Source organism: Rhodanobacter sp. DHG33, assembly GCF_014843005.1.
Lineage (GTDB): Bacteria > Pseudomonadota > Gammaproteobacteria > Xanthomonadales > Rhodanobacteraceae > Rhodanobacter_A.
Genome location: NZ_JACYXM010000002.1, coordinates 254,317 through 273,798 on the forward strand (window position 1 = coordinate 254,317; position 19,482 = coordinate 273,798).

Annotated in this window: 16 protein-coding genes; 10 read left to right on the forward strand and 6 right to left on the reverse strand. The window is 67.6% G+C overall.

Annotated elements, in window-relative coordinates; genetic code table 11:
- Positions 1-103 precede the first annotated feature (103 nt).
- Positions 104-1,051: a metallophosphoesterase gene (locus tag IHE46_RS04110; protein ID WP_192163359.1), complete on the forward strand. Its 948-nt coding sequence runs from the start codon at positions 104-106 to the stop codon at positions 1,049-1,051.
- Positions 1,048-1,392 carry a cupredoxin family copper-binding protein gene (locus IHE46_RS04115; protein ID WP_192163360.1) on the forward strand — a complete coding sequence of 115 codons (345 nt, stop codon included), beginning with the start codon at positions 1,048-1,050 and terminating at the stop codon, positions 1,390-1,392. Before IHE46_RS04110 ends, IHE46_RS04115 begins: the two co-directional genes overlap by 4 nt.
- Positions 1,393-1,409: 17 nt before the next feature.
- On the opposite strand, the gene IHE46_RS04120 is transcribed toward IHE46_RS04115, so the two are convergent.
- The gene (locus IHE46_RS04120; protein ID WP_192163361.1) at positions 1,410-1,856 is read right to left on the reverse strand and encodes a hypothetical protein; all 447 of its coding nucleotides are present in this window, start codon (positions 1,854-1,856) and stop codon (positions 1,410-1,412) included.
- Between the two features lie 54 nt (positions 1,857-1,910).
- Positions 1,911-2,693 carry a class III extradiol ring-cleavage dioxygenase gene (locus tag IHE46_RS04125; RefSeq protein ID WP_192163362.1) on the reverse strand — a complete coding sequence of 261 codons (783 nt, stop codon included), beginning with the start codon at positions 2,691-2,693 and terminating at the stop codon, positions 1,911-1,913.
- A 512-nt stretch (positions 2,694-3,205) separates the two neighbouring features.
- On the opposite strand from IHE46_RS04125, the gene IHE46_RS04130 reads away from it, so the two are divergent.
- Positions 3,206-4,237, forward strand: coding sequence for a hypothetical protein (locus IHE46_RS04130; RefSeq protein ID WP_192163363.1), 1,032 nt, complete (start codon positions 3,206-3,208; stop codon positions 4,235-4,237).
- Between the two features lie 149 nt (positions 4,238-4,386).
- On the opposite strand, the gene IHE46_RS04135 is transcribed toward IHE46_RS04130, so the two are convergent.
- Positions 4,387-6,270 carry a DEAD/DEAH box helicase gene (locus IHE46_RS04135; protein WP_192163364.1) on the reverse strand — a complete coding sequence of 628 codons (1,884 nt, stop codon included), beginning with the start codon at positions 6,268-6,270 and terminating at the stop codon, positions 4,387-4,389.
- Positions 6,271-6,359: 89 nt separating this feature from the next.
- Here IHE46_RS04135 and IHE46_RS04140 point away from each other — a divergent pair, with 89 nt between their 5' ends.
- The 3 genes from IHE46_RS04140 to IHE46_RS04150 all read left to right on the forward strand — a co-directional run bounded on the left by IHE46_RS04140 (position 6,360) and on the right by IHE46_RS04150 (position 9,109).
- On the forward strand, positions 6,360-7,109 hold the full coding sequence (locus IHE46_RS04140; RefSeq protein ID WP_192163365.1) for an SDR family NAD(P)-dependent oxidoreductase: 750 nt from the start codon (positions 6,360-6,362) through the stop codon (positions 7,107-7,109).
- 4 nt (positions 7,110-7,113) lie between these two features.
- Positions 7,114-7,671, forward strand: coding sequence for a GNAT family N-acetyltransferase (locus tag IHE46_RS04145; RefSeq protein ID WP_192163366.1), 558 nt, complete (start codon positions 7,114-7,116; stop codon positions 7,669-7,671).
- Positions 7,672-7,897: 226 nt separating this feature from the next.
- The gene (locus IHE46_RS04150; RefSeq protein ID WP_192163367.1) at positions 7,898-9,109 is read left to right on the forward strand and encodes an MFS transporter; all 1,212 of its coding nucleotides are present in this window, start codon (positions 7,898-7,900) and stop codon (positions 9,107-9,109) included.
- A gap of 374 nt (positions 9,110-9,483) precedes the next feature.
- Here IHE46_RS04150 and IHE46_RS04155 read toward each other — a convergent pair whose 3' ends face one another.
- Positions 9,484-10,830 (reverse strand): DEAD/DEAH box helicase, encoded by a 1,347-nt coding sequence (locus IHE46_RS04155; RefSeq protein WP_192163368.1) that lies wholly within the window; start codon positions 10,828-10,830, stop codon positions 9,484-9,486.
- 181 nt (positions 10,831-11,011) lie between these two features.
- Here IHE46_RS04155 and IHE46_RS04160 point away from each other — a divergent pair, with 181 nt between their 5' ends.
- From IHE46_RS04160 to IHE46_RS04175, 4 genes are all read left to right on the forward strand, one after another.
- Positions 11,012-12,244, forward strand: coding sequence for an MFS transporter (locus IHE46_RS04160; protein WP_192163369.1), 1,233 nt, complete (start codon positions 11,012-11,014; stop codon positions 12,242-12,244).
- A gap of 36 nt (positions 12,245-12,280) precedes the next feature.
- Positions 12,281-12,766: a peptidylprolyl isomerase gene (locus tag IHE46_RS04165; protein ID WP_192163370.1), complete on the forward strand. Its 486-nt coding sequence runs from the start codon at positions 12,281-12,283 to the stop codon at positions 12,764-12,766.
- 132 nt (positions 12,767-12,898) lie between these two features.
- A complete protein-coding gene (locus tag IHE46_RS04170; protein ID WP_225562837.1) occupies positions 12,899-14,515 on the forward strand; it encodes an alpha/beta hydrolase-fold protein in 1,617 nt (538 codons plus the stop codon).
- 209 nt (positions 14,516-14,724) lie between these two features.
- Positions 14,725-15,225, forward strand: a complete 501-nt coding sequence (locus tag IHE46_RS04175; RefSeq protein WP_192163372.1) for a DUF3761 domain-containing protein — start codon at positions 14,725-14,727, stop codon at positions 15,223-15,225.
- A 139-nt stretch (positions 15,226-15,364) separates the two neighbouring features.
- Here IHE46_RS04175 and IHE46_RS04180 read toward each other — a convergent pair whose 3' ends face one another.
- Together IHE46_RS04180 and IHE46_RS04185 are read right to left on the reverse strand one after the other, a co-directional pair.
- Complete coding sequence (locus IHE46_RS04180; protein WP_192163373.1) at positions 15,365-17,812, reverse strand: DUF3772 domain-containing protein; 2,448 nt, start codon at positions 17,810-17,812, stop codon at positions 15,365-15,367.
- A 174-nt stretch (positions 17,813-17,986) separates the two neighbouring features.
- Positions 17,987-19,360 (reverse strand): MFS transporter, encoded by a 1,374-nt coding sequence (locus tag IHE46_RS04185; RefSeq protein WP_192163374.1) that lies wholly within the window; start codon positions 19,358-19,360, stop codon positions 17,987-17,989.
- Positions 19,361-19,482: the final 122 nt, after the last annotated feature.

A 19,482-nucleotide genomic window follows, 5' to 3' on the forward strand; every position in this document is an offset into this window, starting at 1 on the left:
GCGGCGACTTTATTCCCGGCCCGGAAAAACCGGAATAGGGCGCCGCAGCGCACGGTAATGCATGGCGAAGGGTGCCTTCCGCACCCGCCATGGAGTGAGCGACATGACAAACCAGCATGACGACGGGAATCTGGACCGCCGCAGCTTCCTCAAGTGCATGGCCTGGGCCGGGGCCGGCACCCTGCTGATGATGAAGGGCGGCGTGTTGCACGCGCGCACCCTGGGCGCCGACGCGGGCGCGGAGGCGAAGGACACCACTTTCAGTTTTGCCCAGATCAGCGATTCGCACATCGGCTTCCATGCCGCGCCGAACACCGACCCGGCATCGACGCTGCGCGCCGCGCTCGCCCAGGTCGACGCATTGCCGGTGCGCCCGGATTTCCTGCTGCATACCGGCGACCTGACCCATCTCTCGCGCCCGGACCAGTTCGACACCCTGGCCGGGCTGATGCAGGAATCGCGCGCCGGCAAGGGCAAGGTGTTCTATGTGCCGGGCGAGCACGACGTGATCGGCGACAACGGTGCCGAGTTCTTCCGGCACTTCGGCGAGCGGCAGCAGCCGGGCGGCTGGTACAGCTTCGATCATCGCGGCGTGCACTTCGTGGGCCTGATCAACGTGCTCGGCCTCAAGGCGGGTGGGCTGGGTTTTCTGGGTGCCGAGCAGCTCGCGTGGCTGAAGAAGGACCTGGCGCCGCTCTCCGCCGAGACGCCGGTGCTGGTGTTCGCGCACATGCCGATGTGGTCGCTGTATCCGGCCTGGGGCTGGGGCACGGACGACAGCCTGGAGGCCATGGGTTACCTGCGCCGCTTCGGTTCGGTCAGCGTGCTCAACGGCCACATCCACCAGATCCAGCAGAAGGTGGAAGGCAACATCACGTTCTACACGGCGCGTTCGACGGCCTATCCGCAGCCGGCACCCGGCGCGGGACCGGCACCGGGGCCGCTGAAGAGCGTGACGCCGGATCGGTTGCACAGCTACCTTGGCATCCGCGGCGTGCACCACGTGCAGGGCAAGGATGCGTTGGCCGTCACCGAAGAGGTGATGGCATGAATCGTCTTGCGTACGTGGCCTGTCTGCTGCCGGCCTTGGCCGTCTTGGCGATGCCGGCAGTTGCCGCCAGCAGCCGCTCGCCCGCGGAGAAGCCGAACCGGATCGAGATCCGCAACTTCATGTTCACGCCGAAGACGCTCGTCGTGCCGGTGGGCGCCAGGGTGGAATGGATCAACCGCGACGAGGAGCCGCACACCGTGGTCAGCGCGAACGGGCAGTTCGCGCCGTCGAAAGCGCTGGACAGCAACGACAGCTACGCGGCCACGTTCGGCAAGCCGGGCACCTATGTGTATTACTGCACGGTGCATCCGTTCATGACCGGAACCGTCATCGTGAAATGACGGCCGGCATGCGGCGCTCAGTGCGCGGATGCGATGAAGCTGTTCGGCGCGTAGAGCGTCCAGTCGCCCGCACGGTCGTCGATGGCGACGCGTGCGACGAAGGCCACGCAGCTGCGGTCCGGACATGGGCCGCTGCTGTCCGTGTCGGCTGCGGCCGGCGCCTGCAGCGCGTAGTCGTGGCTGCTGTCGATCTCGCGGCAGAACTCCGGCGGGCCGCCGACGATCTTCACCGCCACCGGACTGGCGTAATAGCGCTTGCCGTCGAGCACCTGCAGCCTGAATTCTTCTGCGGTGCAGCCCCATGCCCCAGGTCTGAAGTCCACGCGTGTCGCTTGCGGGGATGGCGCGCGGCCAGTCTCTTCGGCCAGCGTGGGCATGGTGGCGTTGCGGCCGTAGTGCCAGAGCAGGAAGCCGCCCGCCACGACCATGCAACCGAGCATGCCGCCCAGCTTCGTTGCCGCCATCGCCGCCTCTCCCTGTTTGCGTGGCGCGCACGTTGGCATGCGCGCTGAGGACGGTCAATCGAAGCGGTAGATGTCCATCGCCAGAAAGCCCAGGTCGATGCCCGCATCGATGCGCTGCGCGCGGGCACCATCGCCCGCCGCGCCGAGCGCGAAGAACAGGGGCAGGAGATGCTCGTCGGTGGGATGCGCGTGCTGGGCGAACGGCGCCTGGCGCCGGTAGTCGAGCAGGGCGTCGACATCGCCGGCGGCGAGCTTCTGTTCGATCCAGCCGATGAAGGGGCGCACGTAAGGCGCCTCGCGCTCCGCGCTGTAGCCGCTGCGCAGGTCGTGCAGATTGTGGGTGATGCTGCCTGAGCCGATCAGCAGCACGCCTTGCTCGCGCAGTGGCGCCAGGGCGCGTCCCAACGCGTACTGGTGCGAGGGGCCGAGCCCGGGCTGGATGGAAACCGGCACCACCGGGATGTCGGCGGCGGGATAGAGCAGGCGCAGCGGCACCCACGCACCGTGATCCAGTCCGCGCTGCGGATCGAGTTGCGGCGCGAGGCCGGCCTGGTCGAGCAGTTCGACCACCTGCGCCGCGAGCGCAGGCGCGCCCGGCGCGGGATAGTCGAGCGCGTACAGTTCGCGCGGGAAGCCGGAGAAGTCGTGGATGGTTTCCGGTTTCGCCGCGCCGCCTACCAGCGGCGAATGCGCCAGCCAGTGCGCGCTGGCGATCACGATGGCCTTGGGACGCGGCATCGCCTGTGCCAGTTCCGCCAGGCGCGTGCCGGTGGCGCCGGGCTGCAGTGCAGTCATCGGCGAGCCGTGGGAAACGTACAAGCTGGGCAGGGTGGACATTGCAGGTCGCCTCGGTGGGAACGTGTCCAAGATAGTGGCGTTCGCGCGGTTTGCAGCGGCGAAACAGGGAACGCAGCGTTGCCCGCAGGAAACGCCCGTGAGCACGCGCGATATCGTTCCTCGCATTTGCCCGGCGGCGCGGCTGTAATCGCCGCCGGACATGTCGATGGGCAGCCCGGTTCCGAAGGCAGCCCAGCCACCCATGCGGCCTCTTTAGTGAGCGGGTTCTCCGGTTGCTTGTCGCAAGAAAATGCATGTTGCCGAGCACCTTTTTTTCACCGGTCGTTACCGATAGGCTCGGTGCATCCGCGGACACGAGACTTCCTGGGGAGGCTAGTCGGATCCTTGGCCGCGGATAGGGAGAGATTCAGAGGACGCTCAAGGGCTATCGCGGTTGCGAGGTATCTGCCTGCGCGTAACGGCGCCTGCTGATATCTGCATGCTGAAAGCGCAGCCGTGCCTGTCTTTCCTGTTCAACAACCTTCAATTAAACCAATTTCTAGGAGGGTGTAATGCAGTCCAAGAACGCATTCGGCATTCGTCGCATTGCCAAGATCGTATCGGTGGCTGGGCTTCTCGGCGCCGCTTCATTCCTGCCTGTTGCGGCATCGACGGCCGACATCGCCGCCGACGCGCAGGCTCAGGCGCTCAAGACCTGGCACCAGACAATGCGGCAAATGGCGCCGCCCATGGAAGGATGTTTCCACGCTTCGTTCCCCAGCGTCATCTGGGAAAAAGCCACCTGCGAAGCCACCAGCTATCGCTCCAATCCGCATGTGAAGCTGAAGAACGGCATGGCGGAAACCGTCGGCAACGGCGATGACTACGCTGCCACCACGACCAACCTGACCAGCTCGGCCACCGGCAGCTTCCCGGTCGTGACGGGCGTGACCAGCGAAACCGACGGCGGCACCGCCAACAGCTATACGCTGCAGCTCAACACCAACCTGTCCAGCTCCTCGCCGGCCTGCGCCAGCTATGGCTATTCGAGCTGCCAGGTCTGGCAGCAGTTCATCTATTCCTCGAGCTATGTCGGTGGCGTAGCGCAGGTGTTCATGCAGGACTGGATGTTCATTCCGTCGCGTTCCCGCTGCCCGCGCAGCGGCGGCTGGACGTCCTACAAGACCAGCTCGTACAACGGCTGCTACAAGAACAGCACGGCCGTGAATAGCGTCACCGTTCCCGCTTCCCAGCTCGGCAACCTGAAGCTGGCCGGTTCGGTGGTGGCCAACGGCAACGATACGGTGACCTTCACCAACGGTACCGAGGCCTATGCGGTCAGCCAGCCCGACAGCACGCTGGGCGCCGCCCACGTCTGGAACCAGTCCGAGTTCAACATCGTCGGCAACGGCGGCGGCTCGGCGGCCACGTTCAACAGCGGTTCGTCGGTGACGGTGAACTTGCAGGTGAACGACAACAGCACCAGCGCCCCGGGCTGCGCGGCCAACGACGGCACGACCGGCGAGACCAACAACCTGAACCTCGGTTCGTGCAGCGCTGTGGGCGGCTCCTCGCCCTACATCCAGTTCACCGAATCGAACTGATCGCTGCAAACAGCGATAGCTTTACCGGATGAAAAAACGCCGGAGGGGATCAAACCCCTCCGGCGTTTTCATTACTGCGCCCGGTGCGGATACGGCGCGCTGCCGAGGCTCGGCGCCATCATGCGGATTGAGGCAAGGGCGGAAGCGGGTCACTTGCCCCGCGGCGGCTTGCCATCGTGCGAGCGCGGCTTGCGCGGACCGGGCTTGAAGCCGGTGTCCTTCTTGCGGAAGGTGCCGCCGGGGCGGCGGGCAGGGTGCGTGCCGGGCTCGCCGCTGGTGTCGTCCTGGCCGTCCCATTCCTTGATGTCCAGCTGCTGGCGCGCCACCCACACCTTCTTGAGGTGCGTGAAGATTTCCTTCGGCATGCCTTCGGGCAGGTCGACCAGGCTGTGGTCGCCGCGGATGCTGAGGCGGCCGATGTACTGGCTGTCCAGCCCGGCTTCGTTGGCGATGGCGCCGATGATGTTGCCGGGCTTCACGCCGTGGTCGTGGCCGACCGCGATGCGGTAGGTGATCTTGCCGGCTTCGGTGGGGTGCGGGCGCGGCGTGTGGTTGGCGAAGTCGCGTGCGGGAGCACGTTCACTGCGCTCACGGCCAGCCTGCTCGCGCGGCGCGCGTTCGGGCTTCCCGTGGCGCTCGCGGCTCGCGTGCTCGCGTGGCGCAGGTTCGCGTGGCGCGTATTCGCGCTTCGGCGGCGGCGTGAGCAGCAGCGGGCGGTCGCCCTGGGCGATGCGCGCCAAGGCGGCGGCGATCTCGATGGCGGGCACGTTGTGCTCGGTTTCGTACTGCTCGATGAGCTGGCGGAACAGATCGAGTTCGCCCATGGCGAGGCTGTCGCTGATGCCCTGCTTGAACTTGGCGATGCGATGGTCGTTCACCGCTTCCACGGTAGGCAGCTTCATCTCCTCGATCTTCTGCCGGGTGGCGCGTTCGATCGCGTGCAGCATGCCCTTCTCGCGCGGCGTGACGAACAGGATCGCTTCGCCGCTGCGCCCCGCGCGGCCGGTGCGGCCGATGCGGTGCACGTAGCTTTCGGTGTCGTACGGGATGTCGTAGTTCATCACGTGGCTGATGCGTTCGACGTCGAGGCCGCGCGCGGCCACGTCGGTGGCGACCAGGATGTCGAGCTTGCCGTCCTTCAACTGCTGGATCACGCGCTCGCGCTGCGGCTGGGCGATGTCGCCGTTGATCGCGGCGGCGGCGAGGCCGCGCGCCTGCAGCTTCTCGGCCAGCTCCTCGGTGGCGGATTTGGTGCGCGCGAACACGATCATCGCGTCGAACGGTTCGGCCTCGAGGATGCGCGTCATCGCGTCCAGCTTGTGCATGCCGCTGACGAACCAGTAGCGCTGGCGGATGTTGGACGCGGTGGTGGTGGCCGCCTTGATGGCGATCTCCACCGGTTCCTTCAGGTGCCGCTGCGCGATCTTGCGGATCGGCACCGGCATGGTGGCGGAGAACAGCGCCACCTGGCGGGTGGGCGGCGTGGCTTCCAGCACCTTCTCCACGTCGTCGACGAAGCCCATGCGCAGCATCTCGTCGGCTTCGTCGAGCACCAGGTACTTCAGTTCGGAAAGATCGAGCGTGCCCTTGTCCAGGTGGTCGATCACGCGGCCCGGCGTGCCGACGACGACGTGCACGCCGCGGCGCAGCGCATGCAGCTGCGGACCGTAGCTCTGGCCGCCGTAGATCGGCAGCACCTGCAGGCCGGGCAAATGTGCCGCGTAGCGCTGGAATGCCTCGGCCACCTGGATTGCCAGTTCGCGCGTGGGTGCCAGCACCAGCGCCTGCGGCTTGCCGGGCTTGAGGTCGATGCGCGACAGGATCGGCAGCGCGAACGCCGCGGTCTTGCCGGTGCCCGTCTGCGCCTGGCCCAACACGTCGCGGCCTTCCAGCAGCGGCGGGATGGTGGCGGCCTGGATCGGCGAGGGCGACTCGTAGCCGACGTCGGCCAGCGCTTTCTGCACCTCGGGCGAAAGCGCGAGCGCGCCGAAGCCGGCGGCAGCCGGGGCGGAATCGGGAGACGGGGCGGACATGGGGAACCTCAGGGGTGGCATGCGCGGCGGCATGCGGGAGAATGGGCGGCATTGTACCAGTCCCCACGCCATCCCATCGGGAGAGAGCCATGCAGAACCGTTTGAAAGACCGTATCGCGCTGGTGACCGGCGCTTCTTCCGGCATCGGCGAAGCCACCGCGCTGGAACTGGCCCGGCAGGGCGCCAGGGTGGCGATTGCGGCACGCCGCCGCGAACGACTGGATGCGCTGGCCAAGGAACTGGCGGCCCTCGGCGCCGAGCCGCTGGTGCTGGTGGCCGACCTGGCCGACGAGGCCGATGCGCAGCGCATCGTGCACGAGACCGAACGGCATTTCGGCCGTCTGGACATCCTGATCAACAACGCCGGGGTGATGTACCTGGAACCGGTCGCCGAGGCCGACCTCGGCCGCTGGCGGCACATGCTGGAACTCAACGTGCTGGGCCTGATCGCCGCCACGCAGGCGGCGCTGGCCGGCATGCGCACGCGGCGCGACGGCCACATCGTCAACATCTCCTCCACCGCCGGCCGCGTCGCCAATCCGAACGCGGGCGGCTACTCGGCCACCAAGTTCGGCGTGGTGGCGTTCTCCGAATCGCTGCGCCGCGAGGTGTACAAGGACAACATCCGCGTCAGCGTGATCGAGCCCGGCGTGGTCGAAACCGAGCTGCGCGACCACATCGGCCACGCCGCGACCAAGGATGCGCTCAACGCCTGGGCCGACAGCATGCGCCAGCTGCAGAGCCAGGACATCGCGGAGGCGATCGCCTTCTGCGTCAGCCGTCCGTCGCACGTCAACGTCAACGAGATGCTGATACGCCCGACCGACCAGGAACGCTGACGCCGTGGAGCTGGCGCCGCGACTGCACACCGCACGCACCTGCATCCGCTTCGCCGGTGAAGCGGATGCGCCGGAGCTGCTGCGCTACCGCGTGGCGAACCGGGCGCACTTCGCACCATGGGAACCCCTGCGCGACGAGTCCTATTTCACGCTGGAGCACTGCGTGCAGGCCATCGCCGAAGGCCGCGAACGCGCGCGGCTGGATCGCGGCTATCCGCTGTTCGTGTTCGACCGCGGCGACCGGGAACTCCTCGCCACGTTCCATCTCGCCAACGTGGTGCGGGGCGCATTCCAGGCCTGTCATCTGGGTTATGGCATGGCGGAGCGCGCGCAAGGGCAGGGGATCATGCACGAAGCCCTGCAGGCCGGCCTGGCCTGGACCTTCGGCGTGCTGGACCTGCACCGCGTGATGGCCAACTACATGCCGTGCAACGAGCGCAGCGCGCGCCTGCTGGTGCGGCTGGGCTTCGAGCGCGAGGGCTACGCGAAGCGCTACCTGCAGATCGCCGGTGCGTGGGAGGACCACGTGCTCACCGCGCGGGTCCGGCCCGAGGAGCCGTAGCGCCGCAAGGGTATCGGGCTTCGGTCGTCGCCGGGCCGTCACGGGGCGGGTGTTGCTTCCGCGTGGATGAGGCGTGCGCCGTGCATGTCGATTTCGCGGTGTGTCGTCCGTCGTATTCCTGTCTGCCGGGTCCGGAACGGCGTTGACGCGGCGGCCGGCAAGCCGCCGTGCGTCGCCACCGGAGCCGGTTTCCGAGGGTTGCCAATACGAAGATGGAAGGTGCCACATGCAGGATTCCCGATACCGCTGGGTGATCGTCGCCGCGGGCGGCCTGATGGGCTGCGTCGCGATCGGCGCGATGTTTTCGCTGCCGGTCTTCCTGAGGTCCATTGCGCGCGATACGGGCTGGTCGATGACCGGCATTTCCGCCGCGATGACGCTCGCCTTCATCGCGATGGCGTTCGGGAGCATGGCATGGGGCAGCCTGTCGGACCGCATCGGCACGCGCGCGGTCGTCATGACGGGGGCGGTCCTGCTGCCGGCGAGCGTCGCGCTGGCCAGCCGCGCGCCGTCGCTGCCCGTGTTCCAACTGGTCTTCGGCCTCGCCGTGGGCGGTTCGACGGCCGCGGTGTTCGCGCCGATGATGGCGTGCGTCACCGGCTGGTTCGATACGCACCGCAGCCTCGCGGTGTCGCTGGTGTCGGCCGGCATGGGCATGGCGCCGATGACCATGTCGCCGCTGGCCGCGTGGCTGGTGTCGGCGCACGGCTGGCGCAGCTCGATGCTGGTCATCGCCGCGCTGGCGGCCGTCGTGATGGTCCCTGCGTCGCTGCTCGTGCGGCGTGCGCCCGCGCTCGAAGGCGCCCAGGCGATGCCGGCGCCTGCCGGTAGGCCCGCAGCGATGTCGATCGGGGACGCGTTGCGCTCGCCGCAGTTCATCATCCTGCTGCTGACCAACTTCTTCTGCTGCGCGACGCATTCCGGGCCGATCTTCCACACGGTCAGCTATGCGGTGACCTGCGGCATCCCGTTGATCGCCGCGGTGTCGATCTACAGCGTCGAAGGGCTCGCCGGCATGGGCGGGCGCATCGTGTTCGGGTTCCTCGGCGACCGCGTGGGCGCGAAGCGCATGCTGGTGGCGGGGCTGCTCACGCAGGCGTTCGGCGCGCTCGGTTACTACTTCGTGAATACGCTCGACGGTTTCTATGCGGTCGCGACGCTGTTCGGCTTCATCTACGCGGGCGTGATGCCGCTGTACTCGGTGCTCGCGCGCGAAAACTTTCCGTTGCGGATGATAGGTACCGTGATCGGCGGTTGCGCTATGGCCGGCAGTCTGGGCATGGCTACGGGGCCGGTCGCCGGCGGCCTGATCGTTGACACGTTCGGCAGTTACGGCGGCCTGTATATCGGGTCGTCCGCGATCGGCCTCGGCGCGTTCCTGATCGCGACGATGTTCCGTCCGTTTCCCAAGGAGCGAACGGAAGTGGCGGTCGCGTGACGGTGTCGCCCATCCGGTGAAGGAAGCCGAACGAACGTGGTGACGCCGGGCTGGGGACAAGGCGGTTTCGGTCGCCTGCCGGCGCCCGAGTTACTTCTCTTTGCTGGCCCACGCCACCGCTGGGAGCGGTGGCGAACAGCGAAGCTGGCCCGAAGGGTGGAGGGCAGGATGCCCGGAGTCAAGAGAAGTAACCCAGAGAAATGGCCTGGTTCAATCCGCCGGGACTACAAGCGGGTGGTGTCGAGGACGTTGGAACCACTCACGGCGACACGTCCTGCACAGCGGCCACGCCTCGCCGTATCTGGAAACTGAGGAGTTTCCAGCTCGCCATCTGTACGGCTGCGGAGATTTTGAACAGGGTTTTAGAGGTTTGTTCAGGCCTTGGCGGCCGGGCGCGGCCGGTGGCGGCGCTTGCGGTTGCCCGCGGCGTGCTCGCCATTGCTCTTCTGCGCATGTCCGTGCGGACGATGCGACTGCGACGAGCCTTGCGAACGCTGCTGCTGGGAGCCCTGCGGGCGCTGCGGTCCGCGCGACTGGCGCTGGCCGCCCTGCTTGGGGCGCGGCGCGCCGGCGTCGAGGCGCAGCGGCGAGGAGGGTTCGAAGCCGGCCACGTGGTCGATGGCGATCTCGTCCTTGAGCAGCTTGCGGATGTCGCGCAGCAGGCCGGATTCGTCGTGGCTCACCAGCGACACCGCCATGCCTTCGCTGCCGGCGCGGCCGGTACGGCCGATGCGGTGCACGTAATCCTCGGCCACCATCGGCAGGTCGTAGTTGATGACCATCGGCAACTGGTCGATGTCGATGCCGCGCGCGGCGATGTCGGTAGCCACCAGCACGGTGATGCGGCCGCTCTTGAAATCGCCCAGCGCCTTGGTGCGGGCGTTCTGGCTCTTGTTGCCGTGGATTGCCGCCGCGCGCAGGCCGGCATGCTCCAGGTACTTCACCAATTTGTCGGCGCCGTGCTTGGTGCGGCTGAAGACCAGGGTCTGGCGGCGGCTGTCCTGCGCCAGCACGTGCAGCAGCAGGTCGCGCTTGCGCTCGGCGTCCACCGGATGCACGTGGTGGCTCACCGTGGCGGCCACGGTGTTAGGCGGCGTTACCGTGACTTCGCGCGGCTCGCGCATGAACTGCATCGCCAGCGACTTGATCTCGGGAGCGAAGGTGGCGGAGAACAGCAAGGTCTGCCGCTGCCTGGGCACGGCGCCGAGGATGCGCTTCAGCGCCGGCAGGAAGCCCATGTCCAGCATGCGGTCGGCTTCGTCCAGCACCAGCGTCTGGATGCCGGAAAGGTCGATCGTGCGCTGCTGCATGTGGTCGATCAGGCGGCCCGGCGTGGCGATCACGATGTCCACGCCGCGGCGCAGCGCGTTGATCTGCGGACCCATGCCGACGCCGCCGAAGATGGTGGCGGCGCTGATGCGCAGGTGCTTGCCGTAGGTCTGCGCGTTGTCGAGGATCTGCGCGGCCAGCTCGCGGGTGGGCGTGAGCACCAGCGCGCGCGGGCGGCGCGTGACGGTGGGGGGCGCGTCGATCAGCTTGTGCAGCAGCGGCAGCGCGAACGCGGCGGTCTTGCCGGTGCCGGTCTGCGCGGCGGCGAGCAGGTCGTGGCCGGCCAGCACCAGCGGGATGGAACCGGCCTGCACCGGGGTGGGTTCGGCGTAGCCCTGTTCGGCAAGCGCACGCAGCAACGCGGGCGCAAGGCCCAGCGATTCGAAAGACATGGAACGACTCCTGTGCAACCCGGAGCGTTCAAGCAGGACCGTGTTGCGGTATTTGAAAGGGAATTGGGGGCGGCAATGCCACCGACGGCCGGGAGGCCGTGCGCATAGTGTAACCGATAAGCGTGGCGGCCGTATTTTCGCCGCATGCTAGCCTGCGCCATCGCCTCGCGGAGTGCCCACCATGTCGCTGCTGTCGTCCCTGCGCGAACTGAACCACGAGCAGCGCCACACCGTGCTGGCGAGCTTCCTGGGCTGGACGCTGGATGCGTTCGACTACTTCCTGCTCACCCTGGTGATCGTGGGCGTGGCGAAGGAATTCCATACCGACAACAGTGCGGTGACCTACGGCCTGTTCCTCACGCTGGCCGCGCGCCCGCTGGGTGCTCTGGTCTTCGGCCGGCTGGCGGACCGCTACGGGCGGCGGCCGGTGCTGATGGTGGACGTGATCCTGTTTTCGGTGTTCGAGCTGGCCACCGCGTTCTCCACTTCGCTGACCATGCTGCTGGTGCTGCGTTTCCTGTTCGGTGTGGCGATGGGCGGCGAGTGGGGCATCGGCGCCTCGCTGGCGATGGAGTCGATACCGCCGAAGTCGCGCGGCCTGGTCTCCGGCCTGCTGCAGAGCGGCTACCCCTGCGGTTTCTTCCTCGCCGCGCTGGCGAACTGGCTGTTGGTCGATGCCATCGGCTGGCGCGGGCTGTTCGTGGTGGGCGCGCTGCCGGCGGTGCTGGTGCTGTACATCCGGCGCAAGGTGCCGGAGTCGCCGGTGTGGCAGGCCGGGCAGCACGAGCATGCCCGCACGGACGTGTGGCAGGCGATGCGCGGCCACTGGAAACTGTTCGCGTACATGATCGTGCTGATGTGCGCGTTCAACGCCTTCAGTCACGGCTCACAGGACATGTACCACACCTTCGAGGAAGTGAACCTGCACCTGCCCACCGGCTCGGGCACGGCCTTCCTGCTGGTGGCGCTGCTCAACCTCGGTGCCCTGGCGGGCGGCCTGTGCTTCGGCGCGTGGTCGGAGCGGGTGGGGCGGCGCAAGGCGATGATCATCGCCGCGCTGCTGGCGATCCCGGTGATCCCGCTGTGGATGTACGGCGGCTCGCTGTGGCTGCTCGGCCTCGGCGCCTTCCTGATCCAGGTGATGGTGCAGGGCGCGTGGGGCGTGGTGCCCACCCATCTCAACGAACTCTCGCCCGACGCGGTGCGTGGCACCCTGCCGGGCTTCGCCTACCAGCTCGGCAACCTGCTCGCGGCCGGCACCGCCACCGCGCAGACCTGGCTGGCGCACCGGCACGGCGGCGATTTCGCCTGGGCGATGTCGCTGTGGATCGCGGTGGTGGCCGTGGTGCTGGCCCTGCTGGTGTGGCTGGGGCCGGAGGCCCGCGGGGTGGGCTTCGGCAAGCAGTCCACCTGATAGAATCGCCACTTTGCACCATTCGAGAGACAGGCAATGAAGGCTGGCAAGGACAAAGTCGTCGCGCTGCATTACACGCTGCACGTGGACGGCGAAAAGGTGGAAAGCTCGCACGACAACGGCGAACCGTTGTGGATCCTGTTCGGCCACGGCCAGTTGATCCCCGGTCTGGAAAAAGCGCTGGAAGACCACGGCGCCGGCGACGAGGTCAAGGCGACGATCGCCCCGGCCGACGGCTACGGCGAGCACCAGGAAGGCCAGACCCAGCGCGTGCCGAAGAAGTATTTCCAGAACGCCAAGCACCTCAAACCCGGCATGACCGCCGTGCTGGCGCTGAAGGAGGGCGGCCATCGCGCCGTGACGGTGCAGAAGGTCGGCATGAGCACCATCGACGTCGACCTCAACCACCCGATGGCCGGCAAGACGCTGGACTTCGACGTGAGCATCCAGGAAGTGCGCGACGCCACCGAGGAAGAAATCCAGCACGGCCACGCGCATCCGCCGGGCAGTGCGGCACACTGAGTTGAACTGGAACGGCGCCTTGCGGCGCCGTTTCGTGTTGATGAGCCTGCTCTGCAGGGAGTAGGCAGGGTTTGAAGCCGGCTTTCCGAGCAGAGGGGAATCATCATGCGTCATCGTTGTCTTGCCGCCGCCATGCTGGGCTGCGGTCTGTTGTTCTCCGTCGCCACGCTTGCGCGCGACGCCGCGCCCGCCGTGCCGGCGCATCGTTTCTTCCACGTGCAGCTGGGCAGTGCGGAGACGCAGGCGGTGTCCGGCCGGCTGCTGCTGTTCGCCATCGACGCGAAGGATGCCGAAGCCGCGGCGAAGGAACACGGCGGCGACGGCAAGGTGGACGAGGTGGACACCAGCCCGTTCTTCCCCACCCAGACGGCCGTGGCCGCGCGTGAGGTAAGCCGGCTTGCACCGGGGCAGTCGATCGACATCGACACCGACCACACCGCGTTCCCGCAGGGCTGGTCGCAGCTGCCGGCGGGCGACTACTACGTGCAGGCGGTGCTGGACGTGCACCACGACTACAACTACTCGGGGCGCGACGCGGGCGACCTGGTGAGCTCGGTGGTGAAGGTGCATCTGCCTGCCGCGGACATGCCCGCGCTCAGTCTCGACCAGTCCCTGCCTGCGCACGATCCGTGGCAGCTCGGCAAGCGCGCCTCGCCGGAAATGCAGGCAGCGTTGCCCGCGGCCCGCGAGCATGCGCGCGACATCGACTTCACCAGCCCCGCGCTCACCGCGTTCTGGGGACGCCCGATGCACATGCGCGGCCGCGTGCTGTTGCCGCCGGGCTACGACGCCAACGCGAAGACCACCTATCCCACCGTGTATTACACGCAGGGTTATGGCGGCAGCAACGACCGCGTGATCGGCGCGCTGGCCAGCGTCTACGCGGCGATGGCCAAGGGCGAGATGCCGCCGATGATCTGGGTGTTCCTCGACGAATCCAGCCCCACCGGCACCACGGAGTTCGCCGACTCGGTGAACAACGGACCGTGGGGCGTGGCGCTCACCACCGAGCTGATCCCGCAGCTGGAAAAGACCTACCGGATGGACGCGAAGTCCAGCGGCCGCTTCCTGCAGGGCCATTCCTCCGGCGGCTGGGCCACGCTGTGGCTGGAGACGCGCTATCCGAAGATCTTCGGCGGCACCTGGTCCACTTCGCCCGACCCCAGCGATTTCCACGACTTCACCGGCGTGGATCTCTATGCGCCGCAGGCCAACGTCTACCGCAAGGCCGATGGTTCGCCGTATCCGCTGGTGCGCGACCATGGCAAGGTGCTGGCCACCTTCCAGCAGTTCGCCCAGCTCGAGCGCGTGATGGGGCCGTACGGCGGCCAGATGGCCTCGTTCGAGTGGGTGTTCTCGCCCAAGGGCAAGGACGGCCGGCCGGAACCGATGTTCGATCGCGACACCGGCGACGTCGACCCGGTGGTGGTGGACTACTGGCGCGACCATTACGACATCGCCTACCGCCTCGCGCACCACTGGTCCGAGCTTGCCCCCGACCTCGACGGCAAGATCCATCTCTACGTCGGCACCGCCGACACGTTCTACCTCGACGGGGCCGCGCACAAGCTCAAGACGGTGCTGGATGGCCTGCATGCGAAATCCGACATCCGCTTCATCCCGGACCGCACCCATTTCGACCTGTACGGCATCGGCAACGACCGCCAGGGCCTGCTGAAAGACATCAGCTGGCAGATGTACGAAGTGGCGCGGCCGCACTCCACGCTGAAGCCGCCGACGCAACGCTGAACGAGCTACGGGCTTCTCATTGCATCGTCATGGTTTTGCTGCATAGTGGCGCCACCAACGCGGAGTTTCCCGCGTTTGGGCGCCACGATGCATGCAGCCGTTTTCGCCTTGCGGGGCGATGCGTGCAACGGGCGAGCGGCGCGGTGTCCTGAGGCGAGGGCAGGGCCGGCCGCCACCGAGACCACCATCGCGCAAGAAGGAGTTTGAAGATGAAAGCGTCTATCGTGTTCGCCATGGCGTTTGGATGCCTGCTGGCCGTGCCTGCCGTGTATGCGCAGTCATCCGCGGCCGCTGCAACCGGTGCGTCCGCCGCGCCTGCCGGCTCCACCGGCCAGTGCAAGGACGGCAGCTATACCAGCACGGCCACCAAGCGCGGCGCCTGCAAGGGCCACAAGGGTGTGAAGGACTGGTACGCCGCCAGCAGTGCATCGTCCAAGGCGGCCGCTGCCGCCCCTGCCGCTGCCGCCGCTCCGGCCGCCGCCGCTGCCCCGGCAGCTGCTGCCGCTCCGGCTAAGAAGGCTTCCGCGGCTGCTTCCGCAACCGCTGCGCCGGGCGGTGGCCCCGGCATGGTGTGGGTCAACGACAGCAGCAAGGTCTACCACTGCCAGGGCGACAAGTGGTACGGCAAGACCAAGCACGGCGAGTACATGAGCGAAGCCGATGCCAAGGCCAAGGGCAACCATGCCGATCATGGCAAGGCCTGTTCGTAATTCGTGACGCTGCGTCTGTGTGATGTGCGAAGGCCGGCGCAAGCCGGCCTTCGTTTGTCTGGGTGGCAAGGACGCGTTGCCTGTGCGGACGTCCCTTGATCGGCCCTGGAGCGATGAGGGCCGGAAACGCGGCGGCGCGCTAACCCGGCTGGGACGGCGCTGCCGGACTGTCCTCGCCCAGCGGCGGCAGGGGCCCCAGGTTGCGCACCACCATGCTCGTCGGCGTGGACAGCGGCAGGTTCGCCGTGCGCAGGCGGGCCAGGATGTCGAACAGCATGTCGCTCTTCACCGCCGTCACGTCGCGCGGACTGCGCACGTAGGAGGTGATGCTGAAGGTCATCGAGCTCGCGTCGATCTTGTCCAGCCGCACCACCGGCGCGGGCGTGCCCAGCGTGGAGGGGTGCCCCTTCAGCGCCTCCATCATGATCTGGCGCGCGCGGTCGGCATCGGTATCCAGCGGCATCGGCAGCATGATGCGCACGCGGCCCTGCGCGCTGCCGTGGGTCACGTTGCGCACGGTCTGGGCGATCAGTTGCGAATTAGGCACGATCAGGGTCGAGCGGTCCCACAGCTGGATTTCGGTGGCGCGCACGTTGATGCGGCGGATGTCGCCTTCCACGTCGCTGGAAAGGCTCACCCAGTCGCCCACCTTCACCGGCCGTTCCACCAGCAGGATCAGGCCGCAGAAGAAGTTGGACACGATCTGCTGCAGGCCGAAACCGATGCCCACCGACAGCGCGCTGGCGATCCAGGCGATGCTCTGCAGGCTCACGTTCATCGCGGCCAGCGCCAGCGCGAACACGAACACGCCGCCCAGGTAGCCGAGCAGGGTGACCACCGAATCGCGCATGCCCGCGTCCATCGACGTGGTGGGCAACAATTGGTCGCGCAGCCAGTTCTTCAGGGCGCGCAAAGCCACCAGACCCAGCACAAACACCGCGATCGCGCCAAGTATGGTGCCGGGGCTGATGGGCAACTGGCCCAGCTTGAGTCCACTGAATAGTTGCGACGTGCGCTGCGCCAGTTCCGCGGGGCCGGCATCGAATCGCGCAAGCACCATCGACAGCGCCACCAGAGCCAGCAGCACGCGGGTGACCCCGGTGAGTACGGTGGAAGCCTGCTCAAGCGTTTCGGAGGAGATGTCGAAGCCGGCCTGCAAATGCTGACCGCTGCGGCCCTGGGGCGACAACAGAGTCTCGAACAGATCGCGCACCAATTGGATCAGCAGATAGAAGCTGGCAACCACCAGGCCCGTCCACAGCATCTGCACCGCTACGAAGAAGCCCAGTGCGATAAAGCCCGTGCAGACCGACAGCCAGCACAGCACCACACTCAAGGCGGCGGCGAAGCTCAGCATGCCTACCCATAGCGGCCGGCGCGTCTTGTTGCCGGCTGCCGCATCGGCTTCGTACCGGGCCCGACGCAGGCGCAACAGCATCGAGCCGACCAATCCGCTGATCAGCAACGCCAACAGCGCATGCAACAGCACCGTGGCCGGGAGGCTGGAGCCGATGCTTCGAACGATGTGTTCGGTGAGGCCGGTCAGCAACGCCACTCCACCCAGTAGCCATGGATGCCAGCGCAGCCGTTGCGCCGCGATGTCCGACAGCGGCAGCAGGCGCCACGACGCGCGCTTCGCAGAGAGCAAGGCGCTGCCCAGGCCGGCCATCAGCGAGGAGATGATCACGGCGCGCATCGTCGACGTGGCCAGCTGGTCGAGGTCGGTATCCAGCGTGTCGTTCCAGTTGATGCCCAGGTGCACCAGCTTCGCGGCCACTCCGATCACCAGCGTGGTGGACAGTGCCATCACCGCCGCCATCGCGCTACGGCGCAGATGGCCGTCCGGCAGCCAGCGCGTCGCGACGAATTGCCACAAATGCTGCAGTCCCCGCCGTCCTCCAGCAAGGAGCAGCACGGCGGCGGCCACGCACAGCAGCAGAGGCGTACGGTTCGGGGGCTGCCAGGCGTCACTCAAGCCTTGGGCCCAGTTCGTGGCGAAGCGCTGGATGCGCGGCATGTCGCCCGGCAACGAGCGCGCCTGGTCCGCCCAGAACGCGTGGCCCAGTGGCGTGTCGGCACGTTCCGCCAGCCGCGCCTGGAACTGGTCGCTGAGCAGGCCGCTGATCTGTTCCACCGACTGCAAGGCGTCGAGGCCCAGCGACTTCGCCTGCACGATCTGTGCGTTGAGGTTGGTCTGCGCCTTGTCCAGTTGCCGGCGCTGCGCGGCCACCTCCGGCGCTTCCGGCGGCGCACCCTTGGCTGGTGCCGGGCCGAGCACGGTGAGCTGCGCCTGCAGCGTGCTCATCTGCGGGGCGAGGCTGTCGGCCACCGCTTTTGCCCCGGCCTGCACCTGCATGGCGCGTGCGCGGAGGTCGTTCAGCGCGGCGCTGTCGAGCTTGCCCGGCTGTGTGTTCAGCGCGGACTTCACGGTATTCAGCTGCGTGCTCAACTGCTGCAGGGTTTGCGCCGGCGTGGGGGCGGGAGCCGTGGCGTCCACGTCGGCACGTGCCCCCATGGGCGCGGCGACGAAGGCCAGGGCCAGCAGGAGGGCGGGAAGCGAGGGCAGGCGGCGCAGCAAGGTAAGCATTCCGGCATGATCCGGGCCGCGCCGCGAGGGGTCAACTGAAGGGTGGGCGGGGACATGGTTGGCGTTCAGGCCGAAATGTGACCGGCGCGAGTGCTACAGGACATCCCTCGTGGCTGGCGGCAGGCGGAGCCACGACCTAGCTGCAGGTCGCGCGCCGAGTACTCAGCTGCTGTTTCAAGGAGTCGTCGACGGGCGCAGGCCCAGCATCGTCGTCAGTGCGGCCAGCACGAGCAATGCGGCGGACAGCAGGGAAGCCATGTGCAGGCCGCGAACGATGTCGCCGCCGGCCAGCGTGCCGAAGGCCGCCACGCCCACCGCACCGGCTGCCTGGCGCGCGGTGTTGAGCACGCCGGCAGCGAGTGCGGAGCGGGTGCGCGGCACGCTGGACAGCACGGTGGCGGTCATCGACGGCACCGCCATGCCCACGCCGACCGGGATCGGCAGCAGCCGCGCCATCAGCACGGCGTAGCGGGTCGTGGCATCCACGCCAAGCAGCAGGACGAAACCCGCTGCGCCGAGCAACAGGCCCACGGTCATCGGCATGCGCGGACCGATGCGCGAGGCAAGCCGGCCGCCCAGCACATTGGCTGCGGTGACGGCGATCATGAACGGCAGGAAGGCCACGCCAGTGGCGGAAGGCGAGTAGCCGCCCACGTGCTGGAAGTACAGGCTCAGCACGAAGATCGTCCCGTACAGCGCGAAGTTCACTACCAGTCCCACGACGGTGGCGGCAGAGAAGGCGGGGCGGCGGAACAGCCCCAAGGGCAGCATCGGCGCACGGCTGCGCGACTCGATGCACAGGAAGGCAAGTCCGGCCAGCATGCCCAGGCCCAGCAGCAACCACGTACGCGGCGCATGCCAGCTCAGGGCGCCGGCTTCGATCACCGCGCCGGTCACGCCGAGCAGCATCGCCGCCGCGCAACATTGTCCGGCTAGATCGAGACTGCCTTCGTGATGGTGGCGTGGCGTCTCGTCGAGATAGCGCCATGCCAGCGCCACGCCGAGCAGACACACCGGCAGATTGATGTAGAAGATGCTGGACCAGCCGAAACGCTCGATCAGTACGCCGCCCACCAGCGGCCCCGCCGAGAGCGCCACGCCGCCGGCTGCGGTCCACAGGCCCATAGCGCGTGCGCGCGCCGGCGCGTCGTCGCCGCAAGCGTGGTTGAGTACGGCCAGCGAGCATGGCATCAACAGCGCCGCGCCAAGTCCCTGCACGGCACGTGCAGCTATCAGCAGCGGCAAATTGGGCGCCAGGGCGCAGGCCAGCGAAGCGGCGCCGAATACGCCCAGCCCCAGCACGAACACGCGTCGCGCACCGAGCCTGTCGCCGAGCGCGCCGGCCGAAAGCAAAAAGGCGGCGAAGGCCAGCGTGTACGCGTCCACCACCCATTGCAGGCTGGCCATGCCGCCATGCAGCGCATGGCCGATGCGCACCAGCGCCACGTTGACGATGGACACGTCTAGTTGCACCACCAGGAAACCGAGGCTGGTGGCGAGGATGACTAGGCCGAGTGGACGTGCGCGGTGGATGGTGGTGGCAGGCATGCGTGATCCCGGATGTCTGGTGCATCTTGCGGTGACCATGCTGTCAGCATGGTGGCAGCAGAAGTTTCGCCGTGCGGCGAAACGGCTTGTGCTTGCCGTGCCCTTGCGAACATGCTGTCGGG